Annotated in this window: 20 protein-coding genes; 7 read left to right on the forward strand and 13 right to left on the reverse strand. The window is 53.8% G+C overall.

What is annotated here, in order from left to right:
- Positions 1-108: 108 nt before the first annotated feature.
- Positions 109-1,221 (reverse strand): citrate/2-methylcitrate synthase, encoded by a 1,113-nt coding sequence (locus GC101_RS19940; protein WP_171718643.1) that lies wholly within the window; start codon positions 1,219-1,221, stop codon positions 109-111.
- A gap of 389 nt (positions 1,222-1,610) precedes the next feature.
- On the opposite strand from GC101_RS19940, the gene ytvI reads away from it, so the two are divergent.
- The gene (gene ytvI / locus GC101_RS19945) at positions 1,611-2,726 is read left to right on the forward strand and encodes a sporulation integral membrane protein YtvI (RefSeq protein WP_039307681.1); all 1,116 of its coding nucleotides are present in this window, start codon (positions 1,611-1,613) and stop codon (positions 2,724-2,726) included.
- Between the two features lie 289 nt (positions 2,727-3,015).
- Here the strand turns inward: ytvI and GC101_RS19950 are convergent, their stop codons facing one another.
- From GC101_RS19950 to GC101_RS19960, 3 genes are read right to left on the reverse strand one after another with little or no spacing between them, the layout of a single operon-like run.
- The gene (locus GC101_RS19950; protein ID WP_036695825.1) at positions 3,016-3,414 is read right to left on the reverse strand and encodes an FxsA family protein; all 399 of its coding nucleotides are present in this window, start codon (positions 3,412-3,414) and stop codon (positions 3,016-3,018) included.
- On the reverse strand, positions 3,411-3,950 hold the full coding sequence (locus tag GC101_RS19955) for an acyl-CoA thioesterase (RefSeq protein ID WP_171718644.1): 540 nt from the start codon (positions 3,948-3,950) through the stop codon (positions 3,411-3,413). Before GC101_RS19955 ends, GC101_RS19950 begins: the two co-directional genes overlap by 4 nt.
- Before the next feature lie 34 nt (positions 3,951-3,984).
- Entirely contained in the window at positions 3,985-5,166 is a 1,182-nt protein-coding gene (locus tag GC101_RS19960; RefSeq protein WP_042135415.1) for an MFS transporter, read from the reverse strand.
- Positions 5,167-5,268: 102 nt separating this feature from the next.
- On the opposite strand from GC101_RS19960, the gene GC101_RS19965 reads away from it, so the two are divergent.
- The gene (locus GC101_RS19965) at positions 5,269-6,012 is read left to right on the forward strand and encodes a G1 family glutamic endopeptidase (protein WP_052421761.1); all 744 of its coding nucleotides are present in this window, start codon (positions 5,269-5,271) and stop codon (positions 6,010-6,012) included.
- A gap of 168 nt (positions 6,013-6,180) precedes the next feature.
- Here GC101_RS19965 and pyk read toward each other — a convergent pair whose 3' ends face one another.
- From pyk to GC101_RS19995, 6 genes are all read right to left on the reverse strand, one after another.
- Complete coding sequence (gene pyk / locus GC101_RS19970) at positions 6,181-7,605, reverse strand: pyruvate kinase (protein WP_039307670.1); 1,425 nt, start codon at positions 7,603-7,605, stop codon at positions 6,181-6,183.
- A gap of 340 nt (positions 7,606-7,945) precedes the next feature.
- Positions 7,946-8,947, reverse strand: coding sequence for an acetyl-CoA carboxylase carboxyltransferase subunit alpha (locus GC101_RS19975; RefSeq protein WP_171718645.1), 1,002 nt, complete (start codon positions 8,945-8,947; stop codon positions 7,946-7,948).
- 1 nt (position 8,948) lies between these two features.
- A complete protein-coding gene (gene accD / locus GC101_RS19980; protein WP_039307665.1) occupies positions 8,949-9,842 on the reverse strand; it encodes an acetyl-CoA carboxylase, carboxyltransferase subunit beta in 894 nt (297 codons plus the stop codon).
- Positions 9,843-9,926: 84 nt separating this feature from the next.
- A complete protein-coding gene (locus tag GC101_RS19985; RefSeq protein ID WP_036700684.1) occupies positions 9,927-10,115 on the reverse strand; it encodes a hypothetical protein in 189 nt (62 codons plus the stop codon).
- 148 nt (positions 10,116-10,263) lie between these two features.
- Complete coding sequence (locus GC101_RS19990; RefSeq protein WP_039307658.1) at positions 10,264-10,764, reverse strand: phosphatidylglycerophosphatase A family protein; 501 nt, start codon at positions 10,762-10,764, stop codon at positions 10,264-10,266.
- A 491-nt stretch (positions 10,765-11,255) separates the two neighbouring features.
- Positions 11,256-15,014: a DNA polymerase III subunit alpha gene (locus GC101_RS19995; RefSeq protein WP_171718646.1), complete on the reverse strand. Its 3,759-nt coding sequence runs from the start codon at positions 15,012-15,014 to the stop codon at positions 11,256-11,258.
- Between the two features lie 146 nt (positions 15,015-15,160).
- Here GC101_RS19995 and GC101_RS20000 point away from each other — a divergent pair, with 146 nt between their 5' ends.
- The 3 genes from GC101_RS20000 (at position 15,161) to GC101_RS20010 (ending at position 16,534) form a co-directional block, all read left to right on the forward strand.
- Positions 15,161-15,481 carry a YtrH family sporulation protein gene (locus GC101_RS20000; protein ID WP_039309559.1) on the forward strand — a complete coding sequence of 107 codons (321 nt, stop codon included), beginning with the start codon at positions 15,161-15,163 and terminating at the stop codon, positions 15,479-15,481.
- A gap of 147 nt (positions 15,482-15,628) precedes the next feature.
- Positions 15,629-16,132: a sporulation membrane protein YtrI gene (locus tag GC101_RS20005; protein WP_171718647.1), complete on the forward strand. Its 504-nt coding sequence runs from the start codon at positions 15,629-15,631 to the stop codon at positions 16,130-16,132.
- A gap of 93 nt (positions 16,133-16,225) precedes the next feature.
- Entirely contained in the window at positions 16,226-16,534 is a 309-nt protein-coding gene (locus GC101_RS20010; RefSeq protein ID WP_171718648.1) for a YtpI family protein, read from the forward strand.
- Positions 16,535-17,741: 1,207 nt separating this feature from the next.
- Here the strand turns inward: GC101_RS20010 and GC101_RS20015 are convergent.
- On the reverse strand, positions 17,742-19,076 hold the full coding sequence (locus GC101_RS20015) for a DRTGG domain-containing protein (protein ID WP_039309562.1): 1,335 nt from the start codon (positions 19,074-19,076) through the stop codon (positions 17,742-17,744).
- A gap of 341 nt (positions 19,077-19,417) precedes the next feature.
- Entirely contained in the window at positions 19,418-19,702 is a 285-nt protein-coding gene (locus GC101_RS20020) for a hypothetical protein (protein ID WP_171718649.1), read from the reverse strand.
- Positions 19,703-19,896: 194 nt separating this feature from the next.
- On the opposite strand from GC101_RS20020, the gene GC101_RS20025 reads away from it, so the two are divergent.
- Positions 19,897-20,472, forward strand: coding sequence for an LURP-one-related family protein (locus GC101_RS20025; protein WP_171718650.1), 576 nt, complete (start codon positions 19,897-19,899; stop codon positions 20,470-20,472).
- 99 nt (positions 20,473-20,571) lie between these two features.
- Here the strand turns inward: GC101_RS20025 and GC101_RS20030 are convergent, their stop codons facing one another.
- Positions 20,572-20,916 carry a YlbF family regulator gene (locus GC101_RS20030; protein ID WP_042135401.1) on the reverse strand — a complete coding sequence of 115 codons (345 nt, stop codon included), beginning with the start codon at positions 20,914-20,916 and terminating at the stop codon, positions 20,572-20,574.
- 343 nt (positions 20,917-21,259) lie between these two features.
- Between GC101_RS20030 and GC101_RS20035 the strand changes: the two genes are divergently transcribed.
- On the forward strand, positions 21,260-22,624 hold the full coding sequence (locus tag GC101_RS20035; RefSeq protein WP_171718651.1) for a YheC/YheD family endospore coat-associated protein: 1,365 nt from the start codon (positions 21,260-21,262) through the stop codon (positions 22,622-22,624).
- Positions 22,625-22,631: the final 7 nt, after the last annotated feature.

Genomic DNA, 22,631 nt, shown 5'->3' on the forward strand with positions numbered 1-22,631 from the left:
AATTCCTCCTAAAAGTATGATGTACAAGCAATAATCAATAAGCAGTTGCTGCATATATTATAGTTCATTGTACTAAAGGGGTGGAGCGGCCCGCAAGGGGCCGCCCTGTTATCGTTCGTCTACAGGGACGTATTTCATGTCGGACATGCCGGTATATTCCGCACGCGGCCGGATAATCCGGTTGTCTTCATACTGCTCGAGAATATGCGCAGTCCAGCCCGAGGTCCGGCTGATCGCGAAGATCGGAGTGAACAGCTCACGTTCAATACCCAGCTGTGTATAGACGGATGCCGAATAGAAGTCGACATTCGGTTTGAGCCCTTTTTGCCCCGTAATCAGCTCTTCAACCTTGACTGACATATCATAGAGCGTAGTGTCGTTCTTCATCGTGCCCAGCTCATAGGACATCTTCATCAGATGTTTGGCCCGCGGATCGCCGTTCTTGTATACACGGTGTCCGAAGCCCATGATCTTCTCACGGCGTTCCAGCTTGCCTTGGACATACGGCTCAACGGCATCAAGCGTGCCGATTTCCTCCAGCATCTTCATCACGGCTTCATTCGCACCGCCATGCAGCGGCCCTTTAAGCGCGCCAATAGCCGAAGTAACTCCGGAATAGATGTCAGAAAGTGTTGCCACAGTTACCCGTCCGGCAAAAGTGGAAGCATTCAGCTCATGGTCCGCATGCAGCACGAGGGCTGTATCCAGCGCCTTGACGGATACGATATCCGGCTGCTCTCCCCACAGCATGTAGAGGAAGTTCTCGGCGATGGTCAGGCCTTCTTTGGGCGCTACCGGCTCAAGTCCCTTACGGATGCGCGCCAGTGCGGCAACCACAGTCGGAATCTGTGCCTGAAGCTTCACAGCTTTGATCTGATTCGCTTCACGGCTCATATCATCCGCAGCCTCGTCGTACAGTGCCAGGGCGGATACGGCGGAGCGCAGGGCCGCCATCGTGTTGGCTTCCTTCGGATACAGCTTCATCTGGGCAAGCACCTGATCCGGGATCTGGGCTGAAGCGCTCAGGTCGCGGCGCAGCGCTTCAAGCTCCGGTACTGTCGGCAGATTGCCGAACCACAGCAAATAAGCGGTCTCCTCAAAGGTGGCATTATCCGCCAGATCATCAATATCGTAACCGCGGTAAGTGAGCACTCCATCCACAATGGAGCTGATCGATGAGGTCGTTGCAACGATGCCTTCAAGTCCTTTAGTAGCTGTCATAGTATCTCTCTCCTTTGCCAACAAGGGTATATAATGCTGGTTCTAACCTCATGAAAACATTTACATTTTTAAGTATTTCAATTCTCCGCAAAAGGCGTCAGGACAGGGGCTGAAGATTGCAACTATATTTCTGCTGTTTAACCTGTAATAATCATACCGGATTTTGACGGTTATGTGAACAACGTGGGAGCTTTGCAGCGGATCAAATGATTTTATCGGAGAGATAGAAAAAAACTAACGAAAAACCTGTTTCATGATTACGCTTTCAGGTTAGTAAGCTTCTCCATTCTGCCCTTTTCCGTCCCTGCTAGTCTTTTCGCATGCTCTATGAATATACATAAGACGAGCAGTTATTCCTTGTACACCCGTTAGAGTAGGAGGGACCGGATATCGATACACTTGTACTCAAAAGAGTGCTGCGCGGCCTGTGGGTCGTGCTTGCCGCCGCCGTGATTCTACTGGCGGTTTATGTACTGCTGCCGCTCCTCTATCCCCTGCTACTGGCCTGGCTGCTGGCTTACCTTATACATCCGCTGGTGCTGATTCTGCGGGGGCTGAAGCTCCCTGGCTGGCTGGCGGTGGCCCTCTCGCTCCTTTTTTATATTGGAGGTACGGGCCTCGTACTGACCGCGCTGATTACCCGGCTGGTGAAGGAGCTCATTGTGCTGCTCCAGACCTTCGACCTCCATACTGACCAATGGCGCGAGCTGCTGCTGAAGGTTAGCCGCAATGCCAGCATTCAGAATATTATTAACCAGATCAACCAGTTTTACCACGACAATCCGGGTTACCATGCCACGATTGACAGTAATATCAGCAGAACCACGGAAACTGTAGGCCACGCCATGACACAGCTGATCACCGGATTCTTCAACATGATTCTGGGGCTGATCTCCTCGCTGCCGAGCCTCGGAACGATTCTGATCGTGATCGTACTGGCCGCCTTCTTCCTCAGCACCGGCTGGGAACGGCATAACGCCAAGCTGCTCTCACTCCTTCCCGCTCCGCTGCTGCGGCCGGTCTCGGAGATCTGGAAGGATCTGCGCAAGGCGCTGTTCGGCTACCTCCGTGCCCAGCTCGTGCTGATCTCCGTAACTGCGGTGATCGTGATCATCGGCCTGCTGCTGCTGGGCGTAGACTCTGCCTTCGCCATTGGCCTGACCATCGGCATTGTCGATCTGGTGCCTTATCTCGGGGTTGGCATCGTGATCCTCCCCTGGGCGCTGTATTCCTACATGACCGGGAACCTGGCTCTGGCGGTCGGCCTTCTGGTGCTGTATGGCATCATTCTGATCACCCGGCAGGTGCTTGAGCCGAAGGTACTGGCCAGCAGCATCGGACTGGACCCGCTCGCCATGCTGATCGGCATGTTCGCCGGACTTCAGCTGTTCGGCATGCTCGGCCTGATCCTCGGCCCGGTGCTGCTCGTCATACTGGACGCGTTCGGCCGCGCCGGCGTGTTCCGCGCACTGCGCAGCTACATCCTCAGCGGCCGGCTGCATTAGCTTTATACGCCAACACCTCACAAGCTCCTTAAATGCCAGTAGAGCAAATATCCGGTCACGGTCTGGACCTCCGTCCCCATACACCGAGCCCGTTTATGCTATCCGGCACACATTGTATTCGGTTTTTCGCATACATCGGGCCCGCTCCTCGTTCATCGCATTTCCCACCGCATACTCCTGCATAATCTGCAACATTTCGCTACATCCGGCTCGGCTGCAAGTAGAAAAGCGCTCAGCCGCATCCCCCCGCAGCCGAACGCTTTTCACAAAATTCGCGGCGCCCCCGGCTCTACCTGCGGTAGAAGGTGAAGGTGCCGTTTTTCATCTTCTTCTCGATCCATTTCAGCAGAAAAACCCGGTATAGCGGCCGGGTCAGCGGAAATACCAGTGTAAAGCCGATCAGATCCGTGACGAAGCCCGGCAGAATCAGCAGCAGACCGCCAAAAAAGATACATAAGCCGTCCAGCATGGTCCGTCCGGGCACCCGTCCTTCCTGCATATGTGTTCTGCTGTCCTGCAGCACTTTTTTGCCTTCAAACCGCATCATGAGCAGACCGATGACCGAAGTGGCCAGCATGATCAGCAGGGTCTTGGGCGCTCCAAGAAAACTTGAGACATAGATGAAACCGAATAATTCCACGGCCGGGACGGCGAATAATGCAGCCCACAGCCATTTGTTCCTGATCATACTGCTCCTCCTTCTTCTTCCTTAAGCGCCGTAGTGATAGCGCGGAACAGCTCAGGCTGCGCCCTGTCGATACGCACAGGCTTCCATTCCTTGTTCAGCCAGACATGGCTCGTCGTGCCGCTGACCAGCAGTTCGCCGGGAAGAGGTTCACTGTCCGCCGGACGCGCCATACGGGTCCCGGAAGCACCTGACGCTCCGCCTTCTCTGTGCTCTTCCGCCACCCGGCGGATTTCATATTCATAGACAACCCTTAGCGCCGAGAAGGTTGTTAACCGTGCATACACGGCAATAAGATCATCATATCGCGCCGGGCTTTTAAATTGCAAATCTGCAGAGGTCACTGGCAATAACAGCCCCAGGCTCTCAAGTGTGCGGTAGGCAAAGCCCAGTCCCCGGAACATCTCCGTACGCCCGCTTTCAAACCAGGTCAAATAATTGGCATGATAAACCACACCCATCTGATCGGTTTCCTGATAACGCACACGAAATGAAGTCTCATGCCAGCGGCTGGACCACCCCGGTTTGTGTGAATTCATATTCATGCTCCTTTCTGTAATGGCAGGCGGGCAGCTAAGCGCTGACTCCGCCGGAAGAGGCCTTCAGCGGCAGCTTGCTGCGTGAGCTCCGGGCGACATAGAACAACAGAGCCGCGCCGGCCGCCGCACTCAGCATACAGGACAGATTCATAAGGCCGACCCCGCCCTGATTCAGCAGCATTCCGTTCAGCAGATTGCCCAGAATACCGGCAAAGCCGGAGAATACGATGTTAAATACGCTTTGTCCCGTCGCCTGCATCTCCGCAGAGGTAATCTTCGATACATATTCAACTGCAGCAATATAAAAGAAGCCGAAGGATAGGCCGTGCAGCACCTGTACCCCAATCATGACCGATGGATACGGGAAGGCTACCTGAATCCCCCAGCGCAGCACATAGATCAGCGCACCCAGCAGCAGCGTCCGCTCCATGCCCAGCCTGCGGATAACCTTGGAGGCGAAGAACATGGAGGGTACGTTAGTGATCGACGCCAGAAACAGGGCGATCCCCGCATAGCTGGTCGAGCCGCCGACCGACTGGAAGGCTAGAACGAAATAAGTACCGAACGCCGTCATCGTCTGGTTCACCAGGAAGCTTCCCCCGAGAAAGGCCAGGAATATACGGTTGCCGAGCAGCTTTTTGACGCCCTGGGAGAAGGACTGGCTCATCATGTGATTCTCTTCCGCCTGCTTCGGCAGGGTGAAGGCAATGGCCACTGCAACGGCATTCAGCAGCAGAAACGGCAGCCAGATCGTGGATACCGAGAATTTAGATACATATTGCCCCCCGGCTATGGCTCCTACAGCGGCTCCTATGCTCATCATCATCCGGATGCTGCCGTAAGTCGATCCGGCTCTGTTCGCCGCTGCTATGGCGTAAGAGTCGGCAATAGGAGCCTGTGTGGAGGAGAAGATCGTGGATACCGTGTACACCAGCATCAGCACAATGAAATACTCCGACCGGTACAGCACCGCAAGCAGTGCCGGAACCGCCACACTCAGAAGAAGCACCAGCCGCGCCTGGTTATATCTGTCGGAGATCACTCCCCATAGGGGCTGGACACAGATCGCGATCAGTGTGCCCGTAGCCATCAGCATGCCGATCTGGCTGACGTTAAGTCCGTTCGATTTGAGCAGCAGTGACAGATAAGAGCCGAAGGAGCCCCCGGCGAGTCCCAGAAACAGATAAAACCCGCGCAGCTTCGATATTTTTTCCATTGGAGTTATAAGTCCTCTCTCTTCCTTTTTAACAGAATACCCAACCTTAAGAGCCTCTTACCGCATTAAATAGAGCAGAACATATTATGAGGCGGTGGACAAGTGGGCCAAGTCAATAGATTGCTAAGCAGCAAACCCTGTCTGAAAGATAAACTCAACACAGGCAGAGCCGTCAGCTCAGGCTTCGGCTGGACATCCAGCAACTGGAGCGGTTATGCCATCTCGGGCAAAAAAGGCACTTACCGGCGGATATCGGCCGACTGGATCGTCCCTTATGTAAAACCTACGGTCAAAGCCACGTATTCTTCGGCCTGGATCGGCATCGACGGCTTCCGGAACAGCAGCCTGATTCAGACCGGAACCGGCCATGAATCGGTAAACGGAACCGTCCGGTACTATGCCTGGTGGGAAATTCTGCCCGCTGCCGAGACCGTTATCCCCTTGCCTGTATCTCCCGGAGACCATATGCGTGCTTCTATCGTCAAGCTCAGTCCGGGTAAATGGTGTATCACTCTGCGCAATCTCAGCAAAAACTGGGTTTTTCGTACAGTCCAGCGCTATCAGGGGCCGCAAACCTCTGCCGAATGGATCATGGAAGCTCCCCAGGTGGGACAGAATATCGCACCGTTGTCCAAGGTATCACTGGTAAGATTCACCTGCTGCCGGGTTAACGGATGCAGTCCCAAGCTCAAGGCTCAAGACGGCGGAATTATGGTCCAGAACAAAACGCTGCTGGCCGTGCCGACTCTGCCGGGTCCCCGCGGCGATTCCTTCTCGGTCCGGCGGATCTACCGCAAAAGCCATCCTGCTGTGTACTCCAGAAACCCTATATTTACAAGAACCTGATTGCCCGGTTTCTCAAAACTCTCAATTCAATATATACATTTGCACCATTTATATCAACCCGCAAGTGGAAACGGCTATGCTTTCCTGCACAATAAAAAGAGCAGCGGCTAAGAACGCCACTGCTCTAATAGGTGTATTCTGTTAATGCTGCAGAACCTCTTCCAAATCCTAGTCGGCTGGAATCGTGTCTACCTTCACCAGGTTAGTGGAACCGGAACGGCCCAGCGGGATACCTGCAGTAATGACTACAAGATCTCCGGCTTTTACCAGACCGGAAGCTTTACCGCCTTGAAGTGCAGTTTCCAGCAATTCGTCAGTCGAAGTAGCTTCTTTGCCGAATACTGGAGTTACGCCCCAAACCAGCGCCAGCTGACGCATAGTTCTTTCCTGGGTAGTTACAGCAATGATTTGTGATTTAGGACGGTATTTGGAAACCACGCGTGCAGTGTGGCCAGTTACAGTCGAAGAAATGATAGCTTTAGCGTTCAGATCCAGAGCGGAAATCGCTACAGATTGGCTGATCGCTTCAGTTACCGTAGTTTCTTGAGCAATTTGCTGCTTCATGAAGATTTCACGGTGGTTCAGGGCAGATTCCGCTTTCTCAGCAATGCGGGACATTGTGAGTACGGATTCTACCGGATATTTCCCGGCAGCAGTTTCACCGGACAGCATGATTGCATCTGTTCCGTCGAAGATAGCGTTCGCTACGTCACTCGCTTCAGCGCGGGTAGGACGCGGGTTGCGCTGCATGGAATCCAGCATTTGGGTAGCTGTGATTACCGGTTTGCCGGCGATGTTACATTTCTGAATCATCAGCTTCTGAGCCAGAGGCACATCTTCAGCAGGAATTTCTACGCCAAGGTCGCCGCGGGCAACCATGAGGCCGTCGGAAGCTGCCAAAATTTCATCAAGGTTATCGACACCTTCTTGGTTCTCGATTTTGGAGATGATTTGAATGTGGGAAGCGTCGTGCTTCTCAAGCAATGCACGGATTTCCTGAACGTCGCTGGCTTTGCGAACGAAGGAAGCGGCGATAAAATCGATGTCCTGTCCGATCCCAAAAACGATATCATTGGTGTCTTTTTCCGTAATACCCGGCAGGGAGATGGATACTCCTGGTACGTTAACGCCCTTCTTGCTCTTGATTGTACCGCCGTTAACAATACGGGTCTTGATTTCGGTGCCTTGAATGTCGACAACAGTAAGACCGATAAGGCCGTCGTCGATCAGGATAGTCGATCCAACTTGAACATCGTTAGGAAGGTTGTTATACGTGATGGAGATACGGTTCTGGTCGCCCAGGATTTCTTCCGTAGTCAATGTCAGGTATTCGTCCTGAACCAGTTCAATCGGTTCTACTTCCAGCTTACCAGTACGAATCTCAGGTCCTTTGGTGTCGAGCAGAATGGCAACAGTCTTGCCAAGTTCTTTGGAAGCTTGACGGATCGTATTGATCCGGGCACCGTGCTCTTCAAAATCGCCGTGGGAGAAGTTCAGACGGGCCACATTCATACCAGCCAAAATCAATTTTTTGATATTCTCCAACGATTCACTTGCAGGTCCGATCGTACATACAATTTTACTTTTCCGCATTAGGTTTTCCTCCGTTTTTTCGTTCTCTCTGTCTCACTTTTTCCAACTACAAAATCTACTATAAGGCTTGCTCTCTGTATAGGAACTTTATCACATGTAGTCACATGTACCTTTTATTGCGCCCTTATGAATATTACTGCAAGTTGAAGACAAAATCAATGTTAGTGCCTGTTTTTGCTGTAAATTAAAGTCGAATTTTATAAGAATGCCGTCAAAATAAAAATCACCCCGCAAAGTCGGCGGGATGATCGGGGTGGGAATAAATGGTTAAAGTATTCCGACCGGCTTACGGACAGGAATACACTGGAATATGTCAGAAAGTGCAAATGATAAGTGCAGATTACTCTACACTCTGCACTTCCTCCTGAGGCGCATCCTGTTCCTGGAGGGACTCCGAGAACTCGCCGATTTTGCGGAATTTAAGGTAACGGTCTTCCTTAAGTTCTGCCGAATCCATCACGGATAATTCCTGCAAATGACGCCATACCGCATCCTTGATTGCCGCTGCCGTTGCCTCGTAGTCACGGTGTGCCCCGCCTTTGGGTTCAGGAATGATCTCCTCGATCACTTCCATCTCCAGCAGGTCAGACGCCGTAATCTTCATTGCTTCAGCTGCCTGCTCCGCTTTGGTGGCATCCTTCCACAGAATGGACGCCGCCCCGTTGGGGGAGATCGCCGAATAGATGGCATGCTCCAGCATCAGGACCCGGTTGCCCACGGCCAAAGCCAAGGCACCGCCGCTGCCGCCTTCGCCGATAACGACGCAGATGACCGGTACGGCCAGCTGAGACATCTCGTACAAATTCCGGGCGATCGCTTCGGACTGTCCGCGTTCCTCTGCCGTATTGCCGGGATAAGCCCCTTTGGTATCGACAATGGTGATAATCGGACGGCCGAATTTCTCTGCCTGCTTCATCAGACGCAGTGACTTGCGGAAGCCTTCCGGATGCGCGCTGCCGAAGAAACGCAGAATGTTCTCCTTCGTATCCTTGCCGCGCTGCTGTCCGATTACGGTGACCGGACGGCCGTTCAGCTTGGCGATTCCGCCGACTACGGCAAGATCATCACCATACAGGCGGTCGCCATGCAGCTCCATGAAATCGGTGAAGATAAGTCCGATCAGATCCAGTGAGGTCGGACGGCCGTGATGCCGGGCCAGATGCATCTTCTGGGCCGGGGAGATATCCGAATATACTTCATTCTCAAGGATGTGGTAACGCTCCTCAAGACGGGCTACCTCATCTTTGAAATCAATACCCTTCTCTTCGCCAAACTGCTTCAGTTCAGCAATTTTCTTGCGCATTTCTACCAGAGGCATTTCAAAAGGCAACTCTCCTGCCAACCTAAAATCCCCCTTTCACATCATGCAGCTCCAGCAGCTTGGTTAACGTGGAGCGCATTTCCTTGCGGTGCACAACCATATCCAGCTGGCCGTGCTGCAAATTGAATTCTGCTGTCTGGAAATCTTCCGGCAGCTTCTGGCGGATCGTCTGTTCAATCACAATCCGTCCGGCAAAACCGAATACCGCACCCGGCTCGGCAATAATAATATCACCCAGGCTGGCGAAACTCGCCGACACCCCGCCTGTGGTCGGATCAGTAATTACGGAAATATACAGGCCTCCGGCTTCACTGAACCGGGCCAGTGCGCTACTAGTCTTCGCCATCTGCATGAGACTGAGTATGCTCTCCTGCATTCTCGCTCCGCCCGAAGTAGAGAAGATCAGCATCGGAAGTCTCCGCTCTGTTGCTTCTTCAACCGCTCTGGTAATCTTCTCGCCGACTACGGACCCCATGCTCCCGGAGAAGAACTCAAAGTTCATTACCGCTACAATAACCGGATGGCCGCCAATGGTGCCCTGGCCGGTGATTACTGCTTCAACCTGTCCTGTTTTGGACTGCTGTTGTTCCAGCTTAGAGGCATAGCCGGGGAACTGCAGCGGATCAACGGATGCCATTTCGCTGTCAAACTCAATGAACCCTTCAGGGTCCAGCGTCATCGCAATCCGTTCCGAAGCGTTCAGGCGCATATGATAGCCGCAGGATGGGCATATTTTCAAATTCTTCTCCAGTTCCTTGCTGTACTGGATCGTTCCGCATTTGTTGCATTTGTTCATGAGTCCCTCGGGAATCTCACGTTTGGGGCGCTCGCCTTCCGCCGGTCCGCCACTTCGCTCCAGACGCTCTGAAGGAATGATCGCGTACTTCCGTTTTTTCTGAAATAAATCTTTGAACAAGGGTCGCACCTCTTCAGCCGTTTATTTGCGTAGATAGCAGCTTGCCGCTGTCATGACCGCTCATGTATCTCTAAGTTGTAAATCTCAAGGATGCAGAATCAGATTCAGGACCTCCTGCACTTCTTCAAGCTCTCCTGAAGGAACCAGAATCTCAAACTGCTGCTTGGACATATTAATCGGACGGCATTTTATCAGAAATCCTTCTTCCGTAAGCTTCCTCTGAATCATCTCCGCCACTTTGGCGGTCGGCGCTATATAGATTACCGTCCACATGCCCTGCAAGGCCTCCCTAATCTCAAATCCCAGCCGTATCCTGTATATAATGGAATCATGATAACACAGTTTTCTTTTTTCCCGCAACAGGCTCGGCAGGATGGCTGCTTGACCGGGAGGCTGCTTCCAACAAATGCAAGAGCTGCAATTATGCCTCTCCGGAGGCAGGAGAATAGACCTTCGCCCCTTCGTGGCGGTGGGCAATTCTGGCCGATGCCGCAGCTGCAATCCCGGCTACCAGATCATCAAGAAATACATGAATGCTACCCTTATCATCATTCAATTTGCCGATAATTCCAAGCTTTATTTTGTCCAGATAACCGAAACCTGTCAGCCCGATCATCCCGTATACACCCGTGATGCCTAGCGCCAGAGTCTCGTCCGCCCCGTAGAGCGATTCATCCGCCTCCAGCACTGCCTGAAGCGGCTGCGGCAGCAGCTTCTTCTCCGCCAGCTCATCCAGCGCGACACCTGTCATCAGCGTGTACTGTACTTCTCTTTTGCCCAGCACCGCCTTGACGCTTACGAGGCACTCTTCCTCAGTCAAATCGGGATAATAGGCCGATTGCAGAATATATACGATCTCAGCGATAGAATCAAGCGAAACTCCCCGGCGCTCCAGCAGGTCTGCTGCCAATTGATAGGACATGATGTGATTCCCCTTTCCGCACGGGACAATGCCCTGTGGTTCCCTAATGTATGCGGAAAAGGGCGGAAATGTGCTTATTTTAAATATAACAAAATATGTTTAAGCGTTATGGAAATTCCCCGGTTCATCCGCTTTTTACGGCAGAGACCGGATTACTTTGCAGAATCCTGCACAACGTGCAACATTTTCCTCATTTAACCGGTTCAAATCCAAAATTGTTGTATAAAAGGCAGCAATTCCTCTTGTCCAGGCGGCTAATTATGAATCAAAGCTGCAAAACGTACAACATTCTTGTCTGCAGTGCTTACCTGGAAGTCTCTATACTGCCGGCAGCGAATCTAGTGTAAGCAATGAACGTATTCCTCTAACCCCACGGCGATTGATCCGTTACTTATTGGGTTGAACCACATACCTTTGAAGCGGATACCTGAAAGGGGGACGTTGTATCGCTGCTTCGGAAGCAAAGCCTCCTTAGAGGCGGCAAGCCGTTACTACCTGATCCTGACGGTTCCGGCTCCCAGCATGCTCTCTATTGCCGCAAACAGCTCCTCCGAGGGCTCGATCCGGTAGCTGTCGCTGAGCGCCAGCACCTTCTGGTTGCGCTCGTAGAACAGCAGCGTCGCAGCTGGTCCCGGGTGGGTCTGCAGCAGCGCCTGGAGGCGCGGCAGCAGACCCTTGAGCTCAGCGCCCGGCGTGATCTTGATGAAGACACGCCGGCTGCTCTGCGCTGAGCTTGCGGAGCGCTCAGCAGGTGCAGGCTGCCCCGTGCGCAGCGGGGCAGGGCTTCCCGGCCGCGTAGCTGACGCGGCCGGGGATTGGGGCGCGGCCTGCGCAGCGGCCGCGTTAGCGCGCGCACCGGGCGGCAGTGCCGCCGGTGTGCGCGTGCCCGGTGCAGCGGCTGCGCCAGCTGCACTGCCGCTGCGGGCGCCGGGGCTTCCGGCGCCCGTACGGGCTGCAGGAGCTGCCGCAGGCGCTCCTGCGGGGGCGTTCCGGCCCGCGTAGGCGGGCCGGGCGCCTGCGGCGCTGCGGCGCTGCAGCAGGCCGCGCACGCTGTCCGCGGTGAGCGGTGCCACCTCCTCGGCCAGCAGCTTGAAGCCCTCGTCCTCCTGCTGCACCTTGGCGCGCAGGGCCAGCAGCGCGCCCTTCTCAATCAGGCCGCGGCTGCGTTTCCACACCTCGGGGAAGAGTACGACCTCGCAGCGCTCGATCTGGTCTTCCCATTCGACAAAGGCCATCGCCTTGCCGGACTTTGTCGTAATTTCCTTGAGCGACACAACCATGCCGGCTGTCACCGTCATGCTCTCGTCTGCCATTTCGCCAAGATCCATCAGCTTCTGCATCCCCGGCTCCTCCAGCAGGGCCGCACTGTCGTCCAGCGGATGGCCGGACAGGTACAGGCCCAGCAGCTCACGCTCCAGCTCCAGCTGCTGGGTCACGGAGAATTTCGGGATATCCGGATAACGGATTTCCCAGTTCGGCGTCTCAATCAGATCATCGAACAGCTGGATCTGCAGCTCATCGCGCTCCTTGCGCCACTTCGCTGCCGCATCAACTGTCTCATCCAGCATAGCCAGCAGCTGGGCCCGGTGGCCGGGAAGCCGGTCGAAGGCGCCTGTCTGCAGCAGCGATTCAATCACGCGCTTGTTGCAGACGCGCAGATCGACACGGCGGCAGAAATCAAGCAGGCTGTCGAACGGACGCTCCTTGCGGACCGCCATAATATTCTCCACCGCCAGCGTCCCGACATTCTTGACCGCTGCCAGTCCGAAGCGGATATGCCCGCTGCCTTCGCCGGGTACAGGGGTGAACAGTACGCCGCTCTCGTTAACATCGGGCGGCAGCACGCCGACCCCGCTGCGGCGGCATTCCAGTACATACTCTGCCACCTTGCGGTGGGTTCCCATAACCGCGGTCAGCATTGCTGCCATGAACTGCACAGGATAATGTGCCTTGAGATACGCAGTCTGGAACGCCAGCACGCCATAGGCGGCAGCATGGGCACGCGGGAAGCCGTAGTTGGCAAACCGCACGATCATGTCATACACCTCATTGGCATCTGCCTCCTGATAGCCCTGCTTCAGACTGCCCTCCACAAAGTGGCTGCGTTCCTTGTCCAGCGTCTCCCGCTTCTTCTTGGACACCGCCCGGCGCAGCAGATCCGCTTCGCCGAGCGAGAACCCCGCCATCAGGGAGGCAATCTGCATGATCTGCTCCTGGTAGACGATGATCCCATAGGTATCAGCCAGAATCGGCTTCAGATCAGCATGAGGATATACGACCTCGAACTCCCCGTGCTTGCCCCCGATGAATTTCGGAATAAATTCCATCGGACCCGGACGGTACAGAGCCACCACAGAGACAATATCTTCAAAACCGCTGGGCTTCAGATCCTTCAGCACCCGCCGTACACCCGCAGATTCCAGCTGGAACACGCCGGTGGTCTCGCCTGCTCCGAGCATCTCGTAAGTCAGCGGATCATGATCCGGGATGAAGCGGAAATCAGGGACGCTGCCGGTCATTTCCTTCACCCAGTTCATGCAGCGTTCAATAATCGACAGGGTCCGCAGCCCCAGGAAGTCCATCTTCAGCAGGCCTACACTCTCCAGATGCTCCATGGAGTACTGGGTCAGCGCTGTACTCTCACTGCCCGCCTGGAGCGGAACGGCATCGGTCAGCGGCCCCTTGGAGATGATCACTCCGGCAGCATGCGTGGAGGCATGACGCGGCATGCCTTCAACCTTCATCGCCATGTCGAGCAGCCCGCGGGTCTTCGGATTGGTATCATACAGAGCCTTCAGCTCTGGCGTGCTCTCCAGCGCCCGGGTGATGCTGATGCCGAGCTGGCCCGGAATCAGCTTCGCCGCCTTGTCCACCTCGTTATACGGCAGATTCAGCGCACGGCCTACATCCCGTACAGCTGCTCTTGCCGCCATCGTTCCGAAGGTGATGATCTGCGCCACATGCTCCTTGCCGTATTTGTCCACCACATAGGCAATAACCTCATCACGGCGTTCGTCACTGAAGTCAATATCAATATCGGGCATCGTAATCCGCTCCGGATTCAGGAAACGCTCGAAGAGCAGATTGTATTTCAGCGGATCTACATCCGTAATCTTCAGCGTATATGCTGTAAGACTGCCTGCCGAGGAACCACGGCCCGGGCCGGTAACAATACCATTCCGGTGGCAAAAAGCGATGAAATCCCAGACAATCAGGAAATAATCGCTGAAGCCCATGCTCTCAATGACGCCCAGTTCATAGGCCAGCCGTTTCTCGGCCGTTTCCTTCTGCTCCGGAGATGCCCACAGCGGCGTATCCGCGTAGCGCTCCTCCAGCCCGCTGCGGCACAGCTCACGCAAATAAGCGGCGGCATCCAGCCCTTCCGGCAGAGGGGAATACTCCGGCAGAATATGATTGCCGAACGTCAGCTCCAGATTGCAGGCTTCTGCAATGCGCAAAGTGTTCTCCAGCGCCTGCGGCACATGCGGGAACAGCGAGGCCATCTGCTCGCCGCTCTTGAAGAACAGCTGATCCGTGCCGATCTTCAGGCGGTCCTCATCATCCACAGATTTGCCTGTGCCGATACAGATCAGCACATCCTGAACCTCGGCATCTTCCTTGTCCATATAATGCACGTCATTCGTAGCCACCAGGGGAATATCCAGCTCGGCAGCAAGCTGAATCAGCTTCGGATTCACCCGCTTCTGTTCAGGCATCCCATGATCCTGCAGCTCCAGGTAGAAGTCCGCGCCAAAAATCTCCTTGTAACGCAGCGCCGCCTTACGCGCTTCCTCCTCACGCCCAAGCAGCAGATGCTGCGGCACCTCTCCGCCAAGACAGGCGCTGAGGCAGATGATGCCCTCGGCATGCGCCGCCAGTGCTTCCATATCAATCCGCGGCTTGTAGTGCTGGCCCTCCAGATGGCCGATGGAGATCAGCTTCATCAGGTTCCGGTAGCCGATCTCGTTCTTCACCAGCAGAATCAGGTGATAGATCGGCTGATCCTTGCGGCTGCCCCGCTCACGGCGCGAGCCTGCGGTCAAATAAGCTTCACAGCCGATAATCGGCTTGATGCCGTTCTCCTGGCAAGCTTTATAGAAAGGGATAGCCCCGTACATCACTCCATGATCCGTTAGCGCCAGCGATTTCATGCCGTATTCGCCGGCCCGGCGCACCAGATCCGTAATGCGCGCCGCCCCGTCCAGTAAACTGTATTCGCTGTGCACATGCAAATGCACGAAAGGGCTCATTATCCCCACTTCCCTTCAGTTCCAAAATCAAAACATAAGATGAAACTATTTTATCATATTAGAGGGGGAACCGCCCATAGAATGGATTAAGAGCATAAGGACAGGCAGGGGATTAGCAATTGCCTGGACCGGGAAGGAGCCTTATGATGAATATTTTCCTGAGCAAAGCCGTCCTCGACTTCTTCATCGCCTTCGGCATTGTATTGGGCGGTTCCCTGCTGGGCGGGATCGGAGCCGTGGTCTCCCTGCAGCCGCCTACGCACACCATGCTGGATATCGCCGACCGGATCAAAATCTGGGCGCTGGCCGCCGCCGTCGGCGGAACGATCGACCCGATGCGGGTCATTGAGAGCAACATGCTGGGAGGCAACCTCTCCCCCGCCATCAAGCAGATTCTCTATCTGGTCTTCGCCTTTCTGGGCGCTCATATGGGCAGTGAGCTAGTCAAATGGGTGTGCGGCAAGTAGAAACGGGTAAGCGGTCCTTAAATCAAGCCAATGCTTCCGAAGCAGCGATACTATGTATCGCTTTCAGGTTCCGTTTCAGCGAGAAATAGAAGGATAATGAATAGCGCTGAGCAGATACATTCATATATTTAAAGGGGTGATGAATCCATGCGCCTGCCGCCGTTTCACCGCTACCGGCGTTTCTCGCAGATAGCTGCCGTTTTTGTGCTGGGAATGATTGTGGGCGCCGTGGTATATAACGCCATTTATCATATGGGGTACAACGTGCTCTGGCTAAGCAATCAGGAACTCCGGATACAGATCGAGGAGTACCGCGATGACATTGACACGCTCAAAAAATACAACAATACCTCCACCGTAATCCGGGAGATTAAGGTCCGCACCGAGGACAGCAAAGTTAAGGAAGGCACCGCTGTGCTGGACACAGTAACTGTTAAGGAAATCCTCAGGAAGCTGGTCAGCGATCTGGAGCCTATGCGCGGGCGTAGCATGTTTGAAATCGATTCCGACGGGAAGCTGGCACGCCTGCTGCTGGACGGCAAAATCTACATTGTACGCGAGAAGGAATACACCGTCAGAATCCGCACTATGCTCGTTATGGAGGGTGTGCTGCAAATCTGGGTGGAGATCGGTCCTTATAAGCGCACCTGAGTCATAATCATGGTACAATAGTGGGCAAATCATAGAATGGTAGAGATAGGCCGAAGCACCGTTTCCCACCTTCCACTAAGGAGCTGTCTGTCCATGATTATGCTCATCAAGTATCTGCTGTTTGTTCTCCTGGTCGTCTTTATGATCAGCGCCGCGATGTACAGTTTCTCCTCCAGGAGGGCCGCAGACCCGCTCATCAAAGGGCTTAAGCGATCGATTATGAACATGCTGCTCGGCGCAATGCTGGTAACGCTCTCATTGATGTCGATGTTCATCTTCCGCGGCTCGACGCTTAATGTCGTCATTGAAGCAGCTTTTCTGCTGCTGGGTATCTTCAACATCTTCTCGGGGCTGCGCAGCCACGGGTACTACAGCCGGCTCCGCAGCGGGAGCGGGAGCTGAGTGTTTACGGTATCCGAACCGGTATCTGAATGGGAATTTGAATCCGGCTATTAATCAGTATTTGAATCGGTATTTATCTTTAAATCGCTAGCTAATTCGCTGCATCTCCCCACCCGGCTCTTTGGTAAAATCTATGCGAAGTGGAAATTGTACACTTATTTCTAGCCATGCTGTACCTTTCAGGGGAGCAGTTGGAAAAAAGGCACTTATTTCGTCCGTCTTCCTCCTCTGGTGCAGATTCCGGCGGATTAGTTGTCCTTTTTCCACTTAATGTCCCAAAATCGGGGAGTTTGGGACAATTAGATGCCCTTTTTCCACTTGCTGCCCGCTGCTCATAAGAGATAACTATCCACTCAGTGTCCATGTAACCAGATGTCCAGTCCATCGCCCACTCAGTGTCCATGTAACCAGATGTCCAGTCTGACGCCCACTCAGTCTCCATGTGACCAGATGTCCAGTCCGTCTCCCACTCAGTGTCCATGTGACCAGATGTCCAGTCATCCGCTCACTCAGTGTCCATGTAACCAGATGTCCAGTCTGACACCCACTCAGTCTCCATGTAACTAGATGTCCAGTCATCCGCTCACTCAGTGTCCATGTAACCAGATATCCAGTCATCCGCCCACTCAGTGTCCATGTAACCAGATGTCCAGTCCGTCTCCCACATAGTGTCCACGTGACCAGATTTCCAGTCTGTCGCCCATTCAATGTCCATGTGTCCAGATATCCAGTCATCCGCTCACTCAGTGTCCATGTGACCTGATGTCCAGTCTGTCGCCCACTCAGTGTCCATGTAACCTGATGTACAGTCATCCGCCCACATAGTGTCCATGTAACCTGATGTCCAGTCCGTCTCCCACTCAGTGTCCAGCTGTTCAGCTGTTCAGCTTCTTAGCCTCGCAGCCATAATCCAACCAGTTGTTCCATGGCTTGCCGAATAACCCCGATTAGTCTCGAATGCCAAATAGACCAGAGTACTCTCCCGGTAATTACAGGATAGTCTGGTCTATTTAGTCTGTATTCGTTTATTCGGTACTGACTCGTCTGTATTCGTTTTATTCGATTCCGACTCGCCTGTATTCGTTTATATTGATTCTGACTAGTTTCTGACTAGTTTCTGACTCGTCTGTATTCATCCTGTATTCATTTTCTGTGCGAAGACTGCATGTATGCCTACACTATTGCTGAATGTATATACTTGAGCGGTTTAGCCGTGGTCAATCGACTGCAGCATCAGGACGGCCTTGGCCACAATGGTCTCCATATGGCTGATCTCAATCTCCAGCTTGCAGGTACGGCGGCTGATCTCCAGCAGCTTCGGCATGACGATAATGGAATGCTCGATTTGCACCGGGCGGATGAAGTAGGTGGACATGTTGTCCAGCACATAGTCATTGCCGGTGATGTCCTTGGCCGCCTTGAACGCGGAGAGGGTCATCAGCGTGGACAATATCCCTTCCGAGATCGTCCCCAGATCCGTTGCCATCTGAGGTGTGATGAAGCCGTGGAAGAACAGCTTGCCCTCCTCATCGCGCTCATCGGCGAAACCGTTCCAGATCAGATGATCGAACGTCTCCCCGAGCTGCGGCTGGTTGCTGGCATCGCGCAGACTCTGCAGCACTTCCCTGCGGGTCAGCGACCCGACCAGCTTGCGGTTGCGGTCCACGATCGGCAGGAAGTCGATCCCTTCCCACATCATAATCTGCGCCGCCGAAGCCAGCGAGGTCTGCAGTGCGGCGGTCACCGGGCTGCGGATCATGGCCTTCTCGATGCTCTGCCCTTCCGCGAGATCCTCCACATCGCGGCGGCCCACGATGCCGATGACCCGGTTCCACTCATCGGTCACCGGGAAGCGCTGCTCGCCGCTTGACAGGGACAATTCGCGTAATTCGCCGACTGTGCTGGAGATTTTGAGCGTATTCAGGCGCGGCTTGCCCTCCACAATATCTTCCACCAGCATAATCTTCTTCTTAATCAGCCGGTCAAAAATCGCCCGGTTAATCATCGAAGCTACTGTAAACGTATCATGCCGGGATGAAATCACCGGCAGGTCCAGTTCATCCGCCAGCGCCTTCACCTCGCGGCTGGTACCAAAGCCCCCGGTTACGAGCACCCCTGCCCCCTGCTCCAGTGCAAGTGAATGCACATCATCACGGTTACCCACGATCAGCAGGCTGTCGGCATCGATATAACGGATCATGGCATCCACTTTCATCGCGCCGATCACATATTTATGAAGATGTTTGTTCAGACCTTCCGCTCCGCCGAGGACATGTCCCTCGACAATGTCGACCACATCTCCAAACGTAAGCTGATCAGAAATATTGCGCGGCTTTTTTTCTACCCGGACCGTACCGATCCGCTCCTTGGTAATGACGATTCCCAGATTCTCCGCTTCCTTCACCGCACGGTAAGCTGTACCTTCACTGACGCCCATTTCCTTGGCCAGCTTGCGGACGGAGATCTTCGTTCCCACCTTCAGGCTTTCAATATGCTGCAGCAGTTGTTCATGCTTTGTAATGTTATCGCCTTGACCTTCCAACTGTTACACCCCCATACCCCGATCTGTACTATTCTGTACCCATTATAACGCTGGTTACAGCGGAGTACAACAGAACGGGTATGCTTCTTTCAAGAGATATGTCAGCTGTATGACAAGCGATACCAGCGGCAATTAAGGGACATCCGCACTTATGCCCACACACATATAATGTATGCATGAGTACAGCCTTGAATATAGCTATAACACATCATTTTACAAGGCATAAATACACTGTATATCCGCACATCCACATTACTGCAAACACAGCAAACCCCCAGTCCGCAGCTTTCGCGAAACAGGGGGTGAGCCGCTGCACCTTGCCTATAGGCCCCGGCCAAATTCTATAATCTCTGGGACACCCGGGTTTCTTCGTTCCACTGGCCTTGCCACTGCTCCAGCTTAACCTTGCGGACCGCCTCCAGGCGTTTCTGCTTCTCTTCATCCACTCCGATAATAAAGTGCAGGTGCGAGGCAATCACCAGGAAGGCAAACGCACACCAGACAATACCGAAGCCCAGCACCCAGCCGGGACCATTCTGAAAAGACAGCTTCGGCAGCGCGTACAGCAGCATCGCCAGGGCCGCCAGCAGATACACGGAATGCTTGAATTTGTTTCTTTTTTTCATTGTCGAACCGCTCCTTCGTTCTAAAGGGTTGTCAGGCTGAATCTGAATCTATATCTCTACTCTATGAACTTCAGGTCCGGATTATGAGACAAGTTGCTAATTTTTCATCCGGCTGATTTCGCTGCCTCCGGGTTTAGTCTAGCCTGAATGCCGGGGGTGTGAGATGATGAAGCCACGAAGAGGAGGAATTTACATTGAATAACATTTGGGGCCAGTCCGAGTACATAATCCGCAAAAAGGTATTCTCCGTCATGGGGGCGAAGCTGCATATTTACAACAGTTCTGAAGAGCTGGTGCTTTTTTCGCAAATGAAAGCGTTCAAATTGAAAGAGGATATTGCCCTGTACACGGACGAGAGCATGGAGAGAGAACTGCTGCGCATTAAAGCCCGCAAAATGATAGATCTCAGCGCCACCTATGATGTCTATGATTCGGAGACCGGGGAATCTCTGGGCGCACTCCGCCGCAAAGGCCTGAAGTCGATCTTCAAAGATGAATGGGTAATTCTGGACACCGGCGATAACGAGATCGGATTCATTAAAGAGGACAGTGTGTTCATGGCGCTGCTGCGGCGTGTCATTACTCTAATTCCGCAAAAATATAATGTGGAGATCGGCGATATGGTCATCCCGGCCTTCCGGCAGAACTTCAACCCTTTTGTCACCAAAATCATCGCCGACTTCTCCGAGGACCGCAAAGGTGTGCTCGACAGACGTATTGGCGTAGCTGCCGCGATTCTGCTCTGTGCCATTGAAGGCAAACAGGATTAGAAATAACCGGCTTAGCATCAAAAAGAGGGTGATTCCGGAGCCAAATGGCCCTGAAATCACCCTCTTGCTGTTATCAGGAGAAATCCCCTTCTATCGCGCTTATTGTTGTCCGCCGTACATTTGGGACAGGCTGTCGGTGATGATTTTGTTCACATCCTCGATGACCACGCTAAGGCGGCGCTCTGCGTCGAACAGGCGGCGGATGCCGAGATTCAGGTTAAGCACCTCGAACAGCTTCTCCATCTTCTCCATCTCCTCCTGTGGAGGCATCTCTCCGCTCATCATCCGCTGCTGCAGCTCGATCTGGCTCTGACGGAAGTTGTCGAGCATCAGCTTGCTCTCCGGATCTGCTTCGATCACTTTCATTGCGCTGGTAATATCCGATACCTCGGTGCTGTCTTTGATGGCTCTCGCCAGTTCATGTGCCTTGTCAATTACGTTCATTAGAAATCCTCCTGAATGTTTAGTTAGCATAGGCTCCCTGAGTTTCTTCGCTAAACTCGCTTCGAAAGCATACGCTTAAGTTTTGTGTTTCCGCCCAAATTTCGCGGTCACGTTATTTCCTCTCCGGCGGCCAGACTTCAGTCTGTGCGCCTGCACCTGTAGCCTGCACCTGTACTCCACCCGCTGAATGGTTTCACCGCCGCCGGACATTTAATCCGCCCGGCACGGCTTTTTAAAGAATAGGTCAATCACCAAGGGTCAGATGTCTCCATATGATGAATGATATGTAACCCTTAAGATTCATATTGCCGGCATCATGCTGCCTACCGGAAGGAGATCCACGATGTCCCAACTCAAGATCCCGGTCCAAACGGTCCACTCGGGCATCCTGCAGGAAAACGCTGTAATGCTAGGCGAAAAATCCATGAAGAGGCTCAAAATACCGGCGCACGGAACAATCCAGCTTACCTTCGGCTCTTTCCGGCAGGAGGTTACCGTTATTCCGGTTCCCAAATCCGACAGCCTGCGCGTAAGTGAAGGGCTGGCGCGGCGGCTGGGCTTAAGGCAGCGCCTCACGCTTAACGCTTCCTATAGTTCAGGCAGCCGCAATCTGCGGCTGGGGCCGCTGATTGGAGTTCTGGTGAGCCGGGACCATCCCGAGCATCCCGACAGAGTGTTCGGCCAGATCACGATGTTCTGCCGGGAACTGACCAATGCCTGCCATGCACAGGGCGCCTATGTATATTTCTTTACCCCGGAAGCGCTGGAAACGCGCAGTACTACCATCCAGGGCTGGGTATACGATGAGGGCTGGCGGAAGCTGAGTCTTCCTGTGGCCGATGTGATCAACAATCGGCTGACGACGCGAAAGGTAGAGAATAAACCTAGCGTACAGCATTTTTTGGCGGATGTAAAATCCCGCTACGGAACTCATTTTTTCAATGAAAAGTTCCTTGACAAGACAGAGGTATTCGAAGCGCTGGCGCAAGATCCCGCCCTGCAGCGGTATTTGCCGGAGTCGCATGCCCTGAACGGCTTCGCCATATTGAAGAAAATGTGCAGCAATTATCCCAGTGTGTTCCTGAAACCTGTACGCGGCAGCCTTGGCAAAGGCATTCTGCGCATCTCCAAGGAAGACGGCGGCTACCGGCTGCTGTCAACAACACCGCTGGGTACACGCAAGCAGAGCTATCCCAGTCTGACTAAGCTTTTTGGGTCCATTGCCCCGAAGATGAAAACGACCCGCTACCAGATTCAGCAGGGATTGCCCCTGATGGAGCTTGGACGGCGGCCAGTGGACTTCCGGGCACTCGTACAGAAGAACGGCACCGGCAAATGGGGCGTCACCTCCATTGTGGCCCGGACTGCCGGAAGTAATCACTTTGTCTCTAATCTCGCCCGGGGCGGGACGCTCAGTACGGTCCGGGAAGCCATCGGCAAAAGCAATCTCCCGCCCGGGGCGAAGGAAAGCTCCCAGGTTCAGCTTCCCCGGGCAGCACTGGCAATCGCCAGAGGCGTAGAAACGTATATCCCTGCGCATTTCGGGGAGCTGGGCATCGACCTTGCGCTGGACCAGTCCGGCAGAATCTGGCTGCTGGAGGTCAACTCCAAGCCCTCCAAGAATGACAACACGCCGCTGAACGACCAGAAGATCAGACCCTCCGTCAAACAAATGATTCTATACTGCCGCTATCTGGCCGGGTTATAAGGAGGAC

The sequence above is a fragment of the Paenibacillus phytohabitans genome (assembly GCF_013141775.1).
Classification (GTDB): Bacteria; Bacillota; Bacilli; order Paenibacillales; family Paenibacillaceae; genus Paenibacillus_AQ; species Paenibacillus_AQ phytohabitans.